The sequence below is a fragment of the Cohnella hongkongensis genome (assembly GCF_042654645.1).
Classification (GTDB): Bacteria; Bacillota; Bacilli; order Paenibacillales; family Paenibacillaceae; genus Cohnella; species Cohnella hongkongensis.
Genome location: NZ_JBHSEP010000021.1, coordinates 47,018 through 62,455 on the forward strand (window position 1 = coordinate 47,018; position 15,438 = coordinate 62,455).

Below are 15,438 nucleotides of genomic sequence, written 5' to 3' on the forward strand. Positions count from 1 at the left end.
TCCTCTCTTCTTCGCGACCATTTCTAACCGATTGTCTCCGAGCGGCCCGCCGTCGCTTCTTAGCCTTTGACCGAACCGGCGGTCAAGCCGTCGATAATGTAGCGCTGCAGCAGCAGGTACACGATCAGCACCGGCAGCACGACGATGACCATGAAGGCGAAGACGACGCCCCAGTTCGTGTTGTACAGCGAGACGAAGTTGAAAATCTGCAGCACGATCGTCCACTTGGTGCTGTCCGTCACCAGATAGAACGGCCCGAAGAAGTCGTTCCACACCGACACGATGACGACGATCGACACCGTCACCAGCACCGTGATCAGCAGCGGCAGAATGATCCGGACGTACAGCCGGAAAAATCCCGCCCCCTCGATCATCGCCGCCTCGTCCAGCTCCCGCGGAATCTGCTTCATAAAGCCGACCAGCAGAAACACCGAGAACGGCAGCAGCACGGCCGTGTAGTACATGATCATGCTGAAATACGTTCCCTTGATGCCCAGCATGTCCATGAGCCGGATCGTCGGCACGATCGATACCGGCACGATCAGCCCGAGAATAAACGTCAGATACAGGCTTCTCATCAGCCGGTCGTCCCGGCGCTGGATGACGAAGGCGGCCATCGAGGCGAACAGATTGACGCACAGCACGGTCAGTCCCGCGAGCAGAAAGCTGTTCTTGAAGCCGCGCAGAATGTTCCCCTGCTCGAACACCTTCTCGTAGTTGCTGAACAGCCATTCCGACGGCAGCCCCATGCCGAACAGCGCCGACTCGCGGATGTCCTTGAACGAATTGACCAAAATCATATAAAACGGAACGAGAATGACGAGCGCCCCGAGCAGAACGACGAGATACAGCGCGAGTTGTTTGCCTCCCCGCCTCATCACATCTCCACCTCCCGCTTCTTAAGCGCCGACAGCACCGGCAGGCCGACGAGAGTGACGAGCGCGAACAGCACCAGGTTGATGGCCGTCGAATAGCCCATTTCTCCCATGCTGAACGTGCTGCGAATGTACGTATAGAAAACCTCGGTCGTGTAGCCCGGACCGCCGTCGGTCAGCACCATGACCATCTCGAACACCTTCATCGAGCCGATGAGCGACAGCAGAATGTTGACCGTCGTAGACGACGCGATGAGCGGCAGGATGATGTTCTTGAGCCGGTGCCGGTAGCTCGCGCCGTCGATGGCCGCGCTCTCCAGCAGATCCTTCGGAATAAACTGCAGGCCGGCCAGATAGATGACCATCGCGAAGCCCGAGACCTTCCACAAATCCGTGACGATAATCGAGAACAGCGCCCACTTCGGATCGTTAAGCCAATCCTGGGCCATGAAGCCGAGGCCGACGCCCTCCAGCAGCCGGTTGACGATGCCGTGCTCCGGATGATAGATGGCCCGGAACACGTAGCCGATAATGATCGGAGCGATGACGTACGGCATAAAAAACACGGTGCGAAAAAAGTTCCGCATCCGGATCGACTCGTTCATGACGAGCGCGAGCGCGAATCCGATGACGTTCTGCAGGACGGTAACGGCCGCCGCGAAAATCAATGTATTGCTGAGCGCTTTCCCCAGTCTCGGTTCCTGGAAAAGAGCCGCGTAATTGTCGAAGCCAATGAATTTGACCGAATCGGCATTGATGTTCCAGTCCGTAAAGCTGTAATATACGCCGATCAGAGTCGGGGCGATAAAGAACAGCAGAAAAACGGCAACAGCGGGGTAGGAAAAATAAAGCGGGTATTTGCGCCTTTCCATCGTCTCCCCCCTCCTTCTCCTAAGTAGGCTGGGGGGCCGGCCGGTCGAAGCCGCTTCGCGCGTTCGACCGGGAGCAGCCCCCGCTTTCTATCTGGACGATGCGGATCAGAAGCCTTCCAGCAGCTTCGCCTTCCCGTCTTTCTGGTAGTTGGCGCTGAAGTCCTTGATCGCTTCGTCGATATCGCCTTTAAGGAAGAAGTTCTGGAGCGTCTTCGAGAAGTCGACGAACGACGCGGTCAGTCGGTTCTGAATATTGACCTGGGATTTGCCGGCGTCGATGTACGCCTTAACGTCCTCCTGCACCGGGTACAGCTCGCTGGTCGCGCCCTCGAAGATCGGAATGCCCGGCTTGTGCGCGTAAAACAGGTTCACGTTGTCCGGCTGAAGCATGAACTTCACGAGCTCGATGGCGGCGTCCCTGTTCTTCGCTTTCTCCGGCACCATCAGCTGGTTCGGAGGCGTAATCATCGCGACGCCCGGATCGGTCTCGGACGGGAACGGGAAGAAGCCAAGGTTGCTTGCCACCCAGTCCTTGCCGAATTTCTGTTCCAGTTGGGAGATAATGCCGTCCAGCATGAAGACCATCCCGACCTTGCCGTCTCCAAGCTCGTTCTGCATCTCGTCGTACGTTCCGGCCATCACGTTCTTCTGGTACAGATCGAGCTCCTTCAGCTCTTTTTGCTTCGCGAACAAGTCTCTCAGCTCCGGGATGTCCTCGAACTTCAGCTCGTTGCGGTTCAGCTTGGCGACGCCCTCCTCGCCGATCGCCGGGTCCACCTGCGTCACCCAGCCGGTGTAGTAGAACACCTGCGGCGGCCACGCGTCCTTGACGCCTTCATAGAACGGCGTGAAGCCTGCGGCCTTGATCTTCTGGGCGATCTCGACCAGACCGGCGTAATTTTGCGGCACGTCGACTCCTGCCTGCTTAAACACTTCCTTGTTGTAAAAGACGCCCATCATGCCGGTGGAGCCGTAGGGGACGCCGAAGATTTTGTCGTTCTCCACCTGGGCTTGCTTGATCGAGGCGACGACGTTGTCCCAGACGCCGGACTCTCCGGACCATTCGTGAAGCGTTTCCTCGGCTCTCAGCTTGACGTACTGCTTCGTGCCCGGCTGCATCAGGAACAAGTCGGGAAAATCGCCGGTGGAGAACCGCGTCTTGATCAGATTGTCGTAGTCTCCGCCGGGCAGCGCCTGCAGCTCGACTTTATTGCCGGTCTGCTGCTCGTAAGCCTCGAATACTTCCGTGAACGCCGTCGTGTCCTCGGTGTTGGAAATGACGAACGTCAGAGTAACCGGATTGCTGTTTTTCGGACTTTCCGACGCTCCGGAAGAGGCCGAAGGGGATGCTCCCTGGCTGCTGCCTCCGTTGTTGCCGCCGCATGCCGCGAGGGACGCGCCCAGCAAGCCGATGGCCACCGCTGCGGATACCGCTTTCATCTTTTTCATATTGTTGGCGAACCTCCCTTAAAATAAGTTTCATCTGTTTACGCTTTCATTATAAGGGAAGCGTTTTCTGTAACCCCATTCATAAAATCGACCCGTTTTGTTGAAAAATCTTACTTCATCGCGCTAACGCTTCCGGAAAACCTCCCGCGTGTTCGTCGAACGGAAGCGACAGGGTAATTCTCGTCCCGGCTCCCTTGCGGCTATCTACCTCGAAGCCGAGCCGGTCCCCGAACTGGATGGCGTAGCGGGCGTAAACGTTGCGGACGCCGATGCCTCCCTCGGAGACGGATACGGCCTCCTCCCGATGCAGCGACTGCTTCAGCCTCGTCCGCAAGTCGGCGAGCCGCTGCTCCGACATGCCGACGCCGTCGTCGGCCACGGTCAGCACGAAGCGCCCGTCTTCCTTCGCCGCCGCGACACGGATCGTTCCTTTGCCCCGCTTGCGCTCCAGACCGTGGAAGACGGCGTTCTCGACGAGCGGCTGCAGCGTCATTTTCAACACCGGATAATTGTACAGACTCTCGTCCACGTCCGCCTCGTAAGCGATCTTGTCGTCGAAGCGGATGCTTTGGATTTTCATATACGCCTCGATCTGGTCCAGCTCTTCCTGAAGGGTGACGACCTCGTCGCGATTGCGCGTGTTGTAGCGGAACATATCGGCGAGCGCCTGGGCGATGTCCCCGATCTCCGAAGCCCGGTGATAGTCGGCCATCGCCTTGATGATGTCGAGCGTGTTGTACAGGAAGTGCGGATTGATCTGCGAATACAGCATCGCCAGCTCCACTTCCCGCAGCTTGATCTGATTGACGTATTTGTTCTCGATCAGGTTCCGCAGCTCGTCCTGCATCGCGTTGAAGTTGGCGGCGATTAAGCCGATCTCGTCGGCCCGCTTAATCTCGACCCGCTCCGAGAAATCTCCCCGCTTGATGCGATTGACGTGCTTGTAGAGCGTCTGGATCGGCTGCGTAATCCGGCGGCCGAACAGCACGGACAGGACGAAGGTCAGTAAAAAGGCGACGACGGCCGTCGCGGTCACGATCGTCTTGATCTTGTCGATCGGTCCCAGAATGTCCTTGCGAGGGGTGACGATCGCCGCTTTCCAGCCGGTCGATTCGGAGACGATATACGAGACGAAGGGCTCGTCCTCCTCTCCTTCCATCCAGAACTGGCCCTCGGCGCCGTCCAGCCGGCTCAGCAGCCGCTTCTCGGGAGCCTGGTCTCTCAAGCCCGCCGAATCGTACACGAGCGCGTTCCGTTCGTCCAGCACGAGAATGCGGCTTCGGGCCGAGAGATCGTCGCTGCGGCCGATGGCGCGGAACAGATCGTCCCCGTACTCGACGCGTACGACAATAAAGCGTTCGGGGTTGGAAAAGTCGCGGATCAGGATGGACGAGGAATAGGCGGTGTCGGCCGCATCGGTCGTGCCGTCGCCCGTGCTCGGGCCGTTGAAGAACACTTCCCCGTCCTTGGCCACCGTGCGCAAAAACCACTCGGAATTGCGGACCTGAACGGGCGTCCACGGCTTGTAATCGTTGGATGCCGCCAGCAGCTCTCCGGTCCGGTAGTAAATCTGAAAACGGATAAAGCCGCGGATCGGCGTGGCGTTAAAGCTTTTCAAGAACAGATTCTCCAGCTTCTGCCGGAACAGAAACTGGTTCTGCTCGCTCATCTCCGGGTAAGCGTTAATGCCGTCGATATATTCCTGATCGTAGTAGGGGGCCAGCAGCAAATTGCGCTTGCTGCGAAAGTCGTTGTCCATGTTGTTGGCGATTTGCCGGACGATCTGGACGTTGGCCGACTCGACTCTGCCCTTGATCGCGGAAGAGGAAATGTAAAAGGAAACGGTTCCAACGATGAGGATGGAAAGTAAAATGAGGACAAAATAACTGAACAGCAGCACCGTTCGGATCCGGGATAGGTAGTCTCGAATTTTGCCGACGATGTGCTTGGCTCCTGTGTTCATCTCCTGCTCTCTCCCCGATGCGGGCCTGCTTGTCCGTGCGGATGACCCTTCTCATTCCGGCGCGAACGGATCGCAGCCGCGGCTGTATGCTAAGTCTCTCGATTATAGCATTCCTGCGGCTCCTTCGCATGCCCTCCCCATGTTGTCAGGTTAAGCCGTTGTCGTATGCGATCGACGGCATACGGTCGATGGTATGCGACCGATCGTATGCGATCGACGGCGCGCAACCGGCCGGCAACGTCTAACGGTTGCAGTGGCGCTTAATCGATCGTTTTCCCGAAAAAGGAAAAGCTAACGGTTGCCATCGCGCTTATTTAGGGGTTATCGAGCGAAACGGGCGTTTTCGGCTGAAATAGCCGCTGCTGCAACCGTTACAACCTCCGCACTGCGAAAATGGCACAATTAGCGGCGCTGGCAACCGTTACGTTAGTGGGCTGGCCGGGGTTGGCGTGGGTTGGCCTGGACTGGCGGGGGTTAGCGGAGTGCGTAGGTTGGTCTGGACTGGCGTGGGTTGGCGTGGATTGGCACGAGTTGGCCTTGTTCGCGATGACCGTCGGGGCTCGATAACTGGGACGATTCCTGCAAGCCGCTTGTTGACCGTTTGCTTAACCTGACAACATTTCCCCCCTCCCCCCCGAGCATGCCCCGGCGCGGACAATCCTTCCTAAAATGCCGCCCGATTGAGCAAGATTCGACGAATACGCTATGCTACGATACTCGTATATCGAACGATGGAGGAGATTGTATGACCTATCATCCCAAGCTGGGCGTTCAGGGGCCGGTTCTCGGCTGGAACGATCCGTGGAACCGCGCCGGCTCCGACCGATTGATGCGAACGGGAACCGGCAAAATGATTCCGCCGCAGGAACCCGACGTCGAACCGGAAACGTACCTGGCGGCGCTGAAGGAGCTGGGGGCGGAATTTTACGTCCATCACCTGTTTCCGGACTTGCAGGAGCTGCCCGCTCTGCTGGAGGACTGCCGGAAATTCGGCCTGCGGCTGGTGATCGGCAACGAATACGGAAATATTAACGGGCCATGGAGCGAAGGCTCCAACCGGTACGATCTTCCGCCGGACGTCGTGCGGACGCTGGCCGACAGCGGCCTGCTGGAAGCGCTGCTGTATGACGAGCCGGAGCATCTGCAGATCAATGCGGCCCAGTACCGCAAGGGAGAATGGCTCCCGCACTGGGGCCGAGTCCAGGCGGACAGTCTGCGGGAAGCGCACGATCAGTTCGCAGAGAACGTCCGGGCGGCGCTGGCGCCGTTAAGCGACGCGCTGGGAGACGACCGGCCGATCCTGTCGGAACAGGTTTTCCCTACGCTGTTTCACGCCCAGGCCAGAGCCGGCATGACTCCGGCGCCGAAAATTATGAAGGAATCGTTCCATCCGCTGCAGCTCGGCACGGCGCTCGGAGCGGCGAAGCAGTACGGCAGAGCGCTCTGGATTTGCGCCGACTTGTGGGGGCCGGACGCGGGGCCTTGGCCGATTCGCCTTTCCGGCTTTCCCGGACATTCGCCGGCCGAGTTTGCGTCCGCCCTGCGGCTCGGCTATCATATGGGGCCGTCTCATCTGTTCGTGGAGAATATCGACGGGCTGCTGCGCACGAGCGAGGGGCGCAAGCTGGAGGCGACCGAGTTCGGCGAAGCGTGGCTGCGGTTCGTGAGGGAGTATGTGCCCGCGCACCCGCTGCCGTATCGTCACGAGCAGGCGCGGGCGAGTATCGCGATCGTTCATTCGGACGACAGCAATTACGGGCAGAACGAGCGCCCGTTCGGCATGCGGGAGCTGCCGCTGCCCGAGCGCAGCCAGTCGATTTTCCATGCCTGGCGTCTGGCGACGCGCGGCGCCGTGCCGGCCCACGGCAGCTGCCTGCATATTCCGGGCTTCAGCTTCCCGCGCCATGCGCTGCAGTTCAGCGAGCAGCCGGTTAAGTATCCGCTGCCGGAAGGCGTGCCCGCCGGGCGGTTCGGCGACCCGATCCATCCGCTGTTCCAGCCGGCGAACAGCGTGCTGGCGTTCGACGCCTATGCGACGGCGAAAGATATCGGCGATCCGTCGCTGATTCTGCTGGCCGGCAGCTATATTAGCGACGGCACGCTGGCGGCTTGCCGCAAGCTCGCCGAGGGCGGCGCGACCGTCATCGCCGGCGGCTGGCTGCTGCCGGAAGAGCTGCGGCGCCCGCAGCGCTGGAGCGGCGGCGGCAGCTGGCAGCCGGTGGACAGCCTGCTCGGCGAGGTCGCTCGCGAGCTGGCGGCGCCTCATCTCGGCTCCGACAAGCTGTGGCGGCAGCGCTTCGGAGACCATACCGTCCGCATCTCTCCCGCCGACAACGACGGCTTCTCGCTCCATATTGAAATCGAATCCTGAGCGATAGAGGATCGCTCCCTCGCAAGCGCAAAAACAGGGGATGTCCCTAAGGTCATTTGGTTGACCTTGCGGGACATCCCCTGACGATCGGCGGCCCGTGCGAACCAGACGAGCAGCGCCATCCATTAACGATTCATAGCTTCGCTGCCCGTGCGGGGCAGCTTGGATCGCCGAACACCCTCTTCATTCCGCCGGCCGGATCTCATAGATCCGGTCTTGTCCTGCGGCGATCTCGAGCTCCGAAGCGGCATGCTCCGCCAGCGGTTCGCCGGTCTCGGCGCACAGCACCCGAACCGGCTGCCGGTACGCCACGCGGAGCGGCCGATCGGCCGGCGCGGCAATGCGCGCCCGCGTCAGCCGGCCTCGCTCCCACTGGAGATCGACGGTGAAGCCGCCCCTCGCCTTAAGCCCGCTGATCTCGCCTTCCGGCCAAGCGTCCGGCAAGGCCGGCAGCAGTTCGATCCGGTCCTCGTGCGACTGCAGCAGCATCTCGACGATGCCCGCCGCGGCCCCGAAGTTGCCGTCGATCTGGAACGGCGGATGGGCGTCGAACAGATTCGCGTACACGCCGCCCCGATGGAAATCCATGACGCCGTCGTCTTCCACCTCGACCAGCATGCGCTTAACGATGCCGAACGCGCGGTTGCCGTCGCGCAAACGCGCCCATAACGCGATTTTCCAGCCGATGCTCCAGCCCGTGCCTCCGTCTCCCCGCAGCTCCAGCGTCCGCTTCGCCGCCTCGTACAGATGCGGCTCCCGGTTAGCGCCCCACGCCGAACCGGGAAACAGGTCATACAGCTGCGACACGTGACGGTGCTGCTCATCCTCGTCGTCGAAATCGAAATGCCATTCCTGAATTTGGCCGCGAGCGCCGATCTTCGTCGCAGGCAGCCTCCTTAGAGCCTCCCGCAGCTCCGGCAGAAGCGGCTCCTCCAGCCCCAGCAGCCCGGCCGCCTCGATGCAGCGGGTCAGCAGCTCGCGAATGAGGCTGATGTCCATCGTGGAGGCAACCGTCAGAGCCGGCGTTCTTCCGTCCGGCAGCCGGAAGCGGTGCTCCGGAGAGGTAGACGGGTTCGTGACCCACTCTCCGCCGTCCGTCGGCTGCAGCCAGTCCAGACAGAACAGGGCCGCCTTTCTGAGAGCGGGATACGCCCGGCTCCGGAGAAAATGCTCATCCTGCGTAAACAGGTAATGCTCCCACAGATGCCCGCACAGCCAGACGCCGCCCATCGGCCAGTTCGCCCACAGCGGATTGCCGTGGCCGTAATTGCCGGGAGGCGCGGACTGCCGCCACAAATCCGAATTGTGATGCGCCGTCCAGCCTCTGCAGCCGTAATGGATGCGGGCGGTGGCTTCCCCGGTAACGGACAACTCCTCGACGAACCGCAGCAGCGGCTCGTGGCATTCGCTCAGATTGGCCGTTTCCGCCAGCCAGTAGTTCATCTGCAGATTGATGTTCAGCGTATAGTTGCAGCTCCAGATCGGCCGGATGTGCGGATTCCAGATGCCCTGCAGATTGGCCGGCTGAGTGGACGGACGGGAGGAAGCCAGAAGCAGGTATCTGCCGTATTGAAAAAACAGCGAGACCAGCTCCGGATCGTCCGCGCCGCTGGTCCGGATTCGCTCGTCCGTCGGCCGTTCGGCCGCGTCCTCGGTCAAGGAGGAGCCAAGGCGGAAGCGGACGCGCCGAAACAACGGCTTGTAGTCGTCGGCATGCCGCCGCTTCAGTTCCTCGTACGTCCGCCCCGCCGCCTCGCGCAGATGCCGCTCCGCCAGCCGGTCGGGCGGGAACGACACCCGGTCCGGCATCCGGTCGAAGCCGGCGAAGCTCGTCCCCGCCGCGAAATAAAACACGACCTCCGTCGCCTGCTCGACGCGAATGCCCGTATGGTCGACTTTCACTTTCGCCCCGGCGTCCGTCCGGCAGGCCAGCCGGCCCTCGAACGCGATCGTGCGGCTGTCCCCTTCCGCCTCGTATTTGACCGGATCGGGATCGGATACGTAGTCCGGGCTTACCTCGTGCGGACAGTCGCCCCGCACGGCGTAGAACGCCTCGTCCTCCCCGCCGTCCCGCCACGCCGTCGTCGACCGCAGCGGGCTGTCCAGCCACGTCTTCAGGGTGAGCCGGCCCGGCTGGCTGCTGGTTAATCGATATACCAGAACCTGGTCGGGATGCGACGCGAACAGCTCCCGGGTGTAGCGGACGCCGCCGATGTCGTAGGAGACTTTCGCGCAGGCCTCCTCCAGATGAAGCGAGCGCCGGTATCCGTCGGCGAAATGGCCGTGATAGAAGCGGATATGCCAGTCGCCCAGCGGCATGTAAGCCTGCGTGTACGGCCCCATCATGCCCGCTTTGCTGAGCCGTTCGGCGTCCTCGTAACGTTCCTCCAGAACGGCTCGCCGCACCTCGGGAAGCACCTCCAGCGCCCGCGGATTGTTCCAGTCCCGCGGGTAGCCGGACCACAGCGTATCCTCGTTCAGACTGATTCGCTCCTGCTCGATCCCGCCGAACACCATGCCGCCAAGCCTCCCGTTGCCGACCGGCAAAGCCTCGGTCCACGCTCTGGCAGGCTTGTTGTATTTCAACTCCATCCCGATGACGCCCCCCCGTTCGTTTTACAGTCCGTATTCGGCGATCACCTCGGCCAGCTTGACCGGTTGGCCGCCCCGCTGAACGCTGCGAGTCATCGCCTCCATGAACGCAAGCGTATGAACGGCCTCCCGCGCATCCGGAAGCGGCGCCTCTCCACGGTCCAGACAGTCGGCGAAATATTCGATATAGTTCTGGTATTCGCCGGCGTGATGGCTTTTGTTTTCAAAGCGGAAGTAGTAAGGCTCCTTGTCGTCGAAGGAGTGCACCTGCGGACCCTCCCCGGCAAAATGCGTGTAATACGTCAAGTTCGAATATTCCGCGCGCGTCACGCCCTGCGTTCCGCGAATGACGCAGCCGATCTGCGACTGGGCGTGCTGCCCGAGCGTCGGAAGCGCGTAATCTCCGGCCATCGTGGCGATCTGTCCCGCTTCGTTGCGGGCGATAAAGCGCAGCGAATCCCACGCCTCCAGCCCGAACGCCCGCGTGTTGCCGCTCGTGATCGCGTACCCGGACACTTCCGTCACGTCGGGGATATACCAGCGCACCAGATCGACCGCGTGAATCATAAAGCCGTAAAACCAGCTGAAGCCCGCCTGCCGGCTCCAGCCTTTGTCCAGAAACCAGCGGCCGTCCGTGATGTAATGCGTCTCCACGACCGACACCTCGCCGTGCCTGCCCGCTTCGAAGTCGCGGCGCTGATGAAGCATCGGTTCGAAATAGCGCGTGCTCTGGCCGATGAACAGCTTGCGGTCCGTCTGCCGCATGAAGGCCAGCAGCTTCGCGGCGTCGTCCAGCGAGGGCAGCACCGGCTTCGTGCAGATCGCATGCTTGCCGGCCTGAACCGCCTGCATGATATGCTTGAAATGAAGCTGATCCGGCGTATAGATGGCGATGACGTCGATCTCGTCGTTGGCCAGCATCTCCTCGTAGGAGGTCGTCCAGCGATGAAAGTCGAACTCCTGGGCCCGCTGCCGGCACAGCTCCTCGTTAAGATCGCAGACCTGCGCCAGCTCCCACTGTTCGCTTTGCAGCGCGGCCGACATAATGCTGCGCCCTTCCCCCAGGCCGATAACGCCCATCCGGTACTTTTTTTTCATGATGATCTCCTCCCGCTTTCCCGCTCGCGCGTCAAGCTAATTTTTCAGAAACAGCTCGATGACCGGAATCGCCGCCTTCGGCTTCTTGACCGGCAGCTGCAGCGTCAGCATATTGGCCGGCCGGCCTTCGTCGAACGCGCCCGCTTCCATCGTCAGCTTCTTCTCGCCCTCAACCATGCGGATCTCCGAAGCGTCGTCCAGCAGCTGCGCATATTCGACCCGTCCCGAGAAATCCGCCAGATGAATCTGCTTGAACGGCCATGCGAACAGATGCAGATACAGTCGGTTCGTCTTCGGATTATACGTAAATCTGCAATCCTCCGGGCATGGCGGCAGATGGGCGGGCGCGGCCGTACAGCCGTGAATGGAACGCTGATGCTTTCTCATCCAGACGCCGATCTCCTCCAGCCGCTCCACCGCCCGCTCGTCCAGCTCGCCGCGGGCGTTGGGCCCGACGTTCAGCAGGAAGTTGCCTCCCTTGCTCACCGTGTCGATCAGCATGCGCAGAACCTGCTCCGCGCTCTTCCAGGACTCCTCGTCCCGGTAGTAGCCCCAGGAGCCGCTGAACGTATGGCAGGCTTCCCACAGCACCGGACGGCCGTCGATCTTGATCCACTCCCGCGGCTGATACTGCTCCGGCGTCGTAATATCGCCCGGCACGCCCAGCCGGTCGTTAATCAGAATGTTCGGCTGCAGCGAACGCACCATGTCGACGAACCGCTCGCTCTGCCATTCGTCCTTGCCTTTTCCCGGGAAGCCCTCCTCGGGCGGAATCGAGAAATCGAGGAACAGCACGTCGATGTCGCCGTATTCCGTTAACAGCTCCCTCGTCTGCCCGTGCATGTACTCCACATAGTTCTGCCAGTTCCGCTGCGCGTCCAGCGCCGCGTACTCCTTGTTGTAGCGCATCGGATGCTTCACATCGACCGTATAGTCGGGATGGTGCCAGTCCAGCAGCGAATAGTACAGCCCCGTGCGTATGCCCTCCGCGCGGAACGCCTCCAGCATCGGGCGCAGCAGGTCCTGGCCGCAAGGCGTGTTGGTCGCCTTGTAATCGGTCAGCTTGGAGTCCCATAAGCAGAAGCCCTCGTGGTGCTTGGTCGTAACGACCATATATTTCATCCCGGCATCCCCGGCCAGCTTCGCCCATTTCGCCGGGTCGTACAGATCGGGATCGAAATGCCGGAAGTATTTGTCGTATTCCTCATTGCTCAGAAATTCCCGGGAACGCATCCATTCGTGACGCGCTCCCAGCGCGTACAGTCCCCAGTGAATGTACAAGCCGAACCGCGCCTCCGTGAACCACTCGCTGGACGGATCGTGCGCCGCCGACACGGCCTGCCGGGCCGCTGCCCCCGTTTTCTCCTTGTCGTTAGCCATTTGCTTCGCTCCTCCTCTTAACCTTCCGCTCTGTCTATAGGGGTTGAACCGGCTGAAGAAGTTCATTCCATTCCGAAGGGAATGGCTTTGCCGGCTTCAGACAGGTTGTTTTGCGTTTCTTTGATCGATAAAACCGGTGTAGGCCAGAAATTCCAAGCCTCTGCCCGCGGCGGCCGCCTTCCCTGTCTCCATGGCGCGGGGCCCGCTCGACGAAGCGCTCGAGGCGCTGCGCTTCAACCTGTCCCGATTGCGGTACTCGCGCGGAGTCACCGCATACTGCTCCTTGAAATGCTTGTGAAAGTAGTTCAGCGACCGATAGCCGCATTCGTAGGCGATGGAGGTGACGCTTAAATCCGAGGTGCGCAGCAGACGAATCGCCATCCGGATGCGCAGCCGGTGAATGAGCTGCTTCGGGCTCATGCCGGTCAGCAGGCGAAACTCCTCGTAAAACTGCGTCCGGCCCAGCCCGCTTCGGCGAATGACCGCCCGCATATCGAGATCGCCGGTCACATGCTCGATCATGTAAGCGACCGCGTCCAGCAGGTTTTCCGCCGCCGCCCGATAGCCGCCTTCCTGCTGTCCGGCCGAGAAACGCTCTCTGCTCAAGCCCTCGTACAGGTAGCCAAGCAGCTCGGCCAGCTTCGCATACTGCAGCAGCTGTCGGCCGCCCTGCCCGTCCGAGCCCTCGCGCTCCTGCTGCAGGGCCAGACTTTCGGCCGCTTCCAGCATCGCTTGCGCCCACGGCGAGTGCGGGCCGATAATCTCGCCTTCGCATGCCGCGTACAGCATCGCCAGCAGCCGGCCGCCCTGCGGCAAGCCCAGCAGCAGCTCCGCGGACAGCCGGATATGCAGCAGGCGGCAGCCGGCGGCGGCCGGCACAACCGCCGTCCTCGCGCCGAGCAGCCCGGCAAGCAGGAAGTCGCCGGGATTCAGCGCCTGCTTCCACCCGCCTCGCTCGACGTGCGCTCTGCCTGCGGCGAGGCAGATCAGCTCCACCGTGTCGCTGCGGCCTTCCAGCGTCAGCGGCTGTCGGGCCTGTCTCCAGAACGCGTGCCAGGAGCCGTCCGCATGTTGCCTTCCCTGTTGCATTAGCAGCTTCATCACCTTCTTTTACCCTTTGACCGAGCCGGCCGTCATGCCGGAAATGATAAATCTCTGGCCGAGCAAGTAAATAACGATGACCGGGAGCGTCGTCAGCACGATGTCCGCCGACACGAGGTTCCAGTTCACCTGGAAGCGGCCGAAGAAATTATACACGGCCAGCGTCATCGGCCACTTGTCCGAATTGTTCAGGAAGTAGAGCGGATGGATAAAATCGCTCCACGAGCCCATAAAGTTCAGAATCGCGACCGTCACCAGCACCGGCGTCAGCATCGGCATGACGACCGATACGAACAGACGGAGCGGAGAGCAGCCGTCGACGACCCCCGCTTCGTCGAGCTCCCGCGGCACGCCGCCGACGAAGCCGTAGATCAGAAAGACGCTGAACGGGATGCTGGACGCCGCCAGCAGCAGAATGATGCCGATCTGCGTGTTCAGCAGATGCGTCCACTGCATGACCTTCATCAAAGTGACGAAGTTGGCCGGCATGGCAATTCCCATAATCAGATAAAAGTACATCGCCTTGTTCAGCCTCGTGCGATTGCGCGAGAAGACGTAGGCCGCCAGCGAGGCGAGCAGGATGCTGCCGACCGTCGCTCCGGTCGCGTACAGCAGACTGTTAAAGAACGACTGCACCAGCTTGCCTTCCTCGATCACGATCGAGTAGTTCGACCACTGGAACACCTTCGGCAGCGACATGTTCATGCCGTTCGCCTCCGCTTTCGTCTTCAGGGAGTTGACGACGACGAGCAGCAGCGGAATAAACATGATCGCGCTCAGAATCCAGGCCAGCCCATTGCGCAGCGCCGGCAGAATCGCCTTGTTCATCATCGTTCGTCACCTTCTCTCGACATCAGGCGTATGACGAAGTAGCCGAGCACCGTCATGACGACGAACAGGACGGAAGACAGCGCCGTGCCCATACCGTAATTACCGGTGGAAAACTCCTTGAATATCGCCGTATACATCACGTCCGTCGCGTAACCCGGACCGCCGTTGGTCAATACGTATACCGCTTCGAACACCTTCAGGCCGTGCAGCAGGTTCAACACCGTCGTCACGACGAGCGCCGGCACAATAAGCGGGATCGTAATGCGCACCAGCTTCTGCCAGAAGTTCGCTCCGTCGATGGCCGCCGCCTCGTAGTAGGTTTTGTCGATCGACTGCAGACCGGCCAGCAGAATGATCATAATGTAGCCGACGCCTTTCCAGATATCTACGGCAATGATCGATTTGAAAGCCCAGTTCAGATCGGTCAGCCATTTCTGTGCCATAAAGTCGAGTCCGATCGCACGCAGCGATTCGTTCAGCAGCCCTGTCGCCGGATTCAGGATCGATTTGAAGATCAGGCCGACCACGAGCATCGGAACGATGGAGGGCATAAACAGCATGACCCGGTGGAATCCCTTCGCCCGGATGCCGTCGTTCAGCATCATCGCGAAGAGCAGGCCAAGCGCCGTCTTGAGCACAACCGTGCTGACCGTGAACACGAGCGTATTTTCGATATAACTGAGATACTTCGCTTCTCCGGAGAAGATCTTCGCCAGATTGTCGAAGCCGATAAAGCGGATTTCGTCCGTATAGCTGTTCCAATCGGTGAACGAAAAATAAATTCCCATAATGCCCGGCACAACGAAAAATATCGAATAAACGACCAGTGTCGCAATGCTGAAATAAAACGGATACATGACTCGATTCATCGCAAATTCCCCTCATTTCCCCCTAGAATGAAGCTGG

At 60.7% G+C, this 15,438-nt stretch carries 11 protein-coding genes; 1 reads left to right on the top strand and 10 read right to left on the bottom strand.

Annotated elements, in window-relative coordinates:
• Positions 1 to 59 precede the first annotated feature (59 nt).
• From ACFO3S_RS22195 to ACFO3S_RS22210, 4 genes are all read right to left on the bottom strand, one after another.
• Complete coding sequence (locus tag ACFO3S_RS22195) at positions 60 to 878, bottom strand: carbohydrate ABC transporter permease (RefSeq protein WP_378100654.1); 819 nt, start codon at positions 876 to 878, stop codon at positions 60 to 62.
• Positions 878 to 1,747: a carbohydrate ABC transporter permease gene (locus ACFO3S_RS22200; protein WP_378100547.1), complete on the bottom strand. Its 870-nt coding sequence runs from the start codon at positions 1,745 to 1,747 to the stop codon at positions 878 to 880. Before ACFO3S_RS22200 ends, ACFO3S_RS22195 begins: the two co-directional genes overlap by 1 nt.
• 105 nt (positions 1,748 to 1,852) lie before the next feature.
• Entirely contained in the window at positions 1,853 to 3,196 is a 1,344-nt protein-coding gene (locus ACFO3S_RS22205) for an ABC transporter substrate-binding protein (protein WP_378100548.1), read from the bottom strand.
• Between the two features lie 115 nt (positions 3,197 to 3,311).
• On the bottom strand, positions 3,312 to 5,159 hold the full coding sequence (locus tag ACFO3S_RS22210) for a cache domain-containing sensor histidine kinase (RefSeq protein WP_378100550.1): 1,848 nt from the start codon (positions 5,157 to 5,159) through the stop codon (positions 3,312 to 3,314).
• A 745-nt stretch (positions 5,160 to 5,904) separates the two neighbouring features.
• On the opposite strand from ACFO3S_RS22210, the gene ACFO3S_RS22215 reads away from it, so the two are divergent.
• Positions 5,905 to 7,530 carry a hypothetical protein gene (locus ACFO3S_RS22215; RefSeq protein ID WP_378100552.1) on the top strand — a complete coding sequence of 542 codons (1,626 nt, stop codon included), beginning with the start codon at positions 5,905 to 5,907 and terminating at the stop codon, positions 7,528 to 7,530.
• Between the two features lie 183 nt (positions 7,531 to 7,713).
• Here ACFO3S_RS22215 and ACFO3S_RS22220 read toward each other — a convergent pair whose 3' ends face one another.
• The 6 genes from ACFO3S_RS22220 to ACFO3S_RS22245 form a co-directional block, all read right to left on the bottom strand.
• On the bottom strand, positions 7,714 to 10,122 hold the full coding sequence (locus ACFO3S_RS22220) for a glycoside hydrolase family 95 protein (protein WP_378100554.1): 2,409 nt from the start codon (positions 10,120 to 10,122) through the stop codon (positions 7,714 to 7,716).
• A 24-nt stretch (positions 10,123 to 10,146) separates the two neighbouring features.
• On the bottom strand, positions 10,147 to 11,220 hold the full coding sequence (locus ACFO3S_RS22225; RefSeq protein WP_378100556.1) for a Gfo/Idh/MocA family protein: 1,074 nt from the start codon (positions 11,218 to 11,220) through the stop codon (positions 10,147 to 10,149).
• A gap of 36 nt (positions 11,221 to 11,256) precedes the next feature.
• On the bottom strand, positions 11,257 to 12,600 hold the full coding sequence (locus ACFO3S_RS22230; protein ID WP_378100558.1) for an alpha-L-fucosidase: 1,344 nt from the start codon (positions 12,598 to 12,600) through the stop codon (positions 11,257 to 11,259).
• 96 nt (positions 12,601 to 12,696) lie between these two features.
• A complete protein-coding gene (locus ACFO3S_RS22235; RefSeq protein ID WP_378100560.1) occupies positions 12,697 to 13,701 on the bottom strand; it encodes a helix-turn-helix transcriptional regulator in 1,005 nt (334 codons plus the stop codon).
• 9 nt (positions 13,702 to 13,710) lie between these two features.
• Positions 13,711 to 14,529 carry a carbohydrate ABC transporter permease gene (locus tag ACFO3S_RS22240; protein ID WP_378100562.1) on the bottom strand — a complete coding sequence of 273 codons (819 nt, stop codon included), beginning with the start codon at positions 14,527 to 14,529 and terminating at the stop codon, positions 13,711 to 13,713.
• Entirely contained in the window at positions 14,529 to 15,401 is an 873-nt protein-coding gene (locus tag ACFO3S_RS22245; protein ID WP_378100564.1) for a carbohydrate ABC transporter permease, read from the bottom strand. Before ACFO3S_RS22245 ends, ACFO3S_RS22240 begins: the two co-directional genes overlap by 1 nt.
• Between the last annotated feature and the right edge of the window lie 37 nt (positions 15,402 to 15,438).

Coding starts and splice junctions, on each gene's coding strand:
- ACFO3S_RS22220 (WP_378100554.1), bottom strand. CDS start 10,122: ATGGAGTTGAAATACAACAAGCCTGCCAGAGCGTGGACCGAGGCTTTG.
- ACFO3S_RS22195 (WP_378100654.1), bottom strand. CDS start 878: ATGAGGCGGGGAGGCAAACAACTCGCGCTGTATCTCGTCGTTCTGCTC.
- ACFO3S_RS22240 (WP_378100562.1), bottom strand. CDS start 14,529: ATGAACAAGGCGATTCTGCCGGCGCTGCGCAATGGGCTGGCCTGGATT.
- ACFO3S_RS22205 (WP_378100548.1), bottom strand. CDS start 3,196: ATGAAAAAGATGAAAGCGGTATCCGCAGCGGTGGCCATCGGCTTGCTG.
- ACFO3S_RS22230 (WP_378100558.1), bottom strand. CDS start 12,600: ATGGCTAACGACAAGGAGAAAACGGGGGCAGCGGCCCGGCAGGCCGTG.
- ACFO3S_RS22245 (WP_378100564.1), bottom strand. CDS start 15,401: ATGAATCGAGTCATGTATCCGTTTTATTTCAGCATTGCGACACTGGTC.
- ACFO3S_RS22235 (WP_378100560.1), bottom strand. CDS start 13,701: ATGAAGCTGCTAATGCAACAGGGAAGGCAACATGCGGACGGCTCCTGG.
- ACFO3S_RS22200 (WP_378100547.1), bottom strand. CDS start 1,747: ATGGAAAGGCGCAAATACCCGCTTTATTTTTCCTACCCCGCTGTTGCC.
- ACFO3S_RS22215 (WP_378100552.1), top strand. CDS start 5,905: ATGACCTATCATCCCAAGCTGGGCGTTCAGGGGCCGGTTCTCGGCTGG.
- ACFO3S_RS22210 (WP_378100550.1), bottom strand. CDS start 5,159: ATGAACACAGGAGCCAAGCACATCGTCGGCAAAATTCGAGACTACCTA.
- ACFO3S_RS22225 (WP_378100556.1), bottom strand. CDS start 11,220: ATGAAAAAAAAGTACCGGATGGGCGTTATCGGCCTGGGGGAAGGGCGC.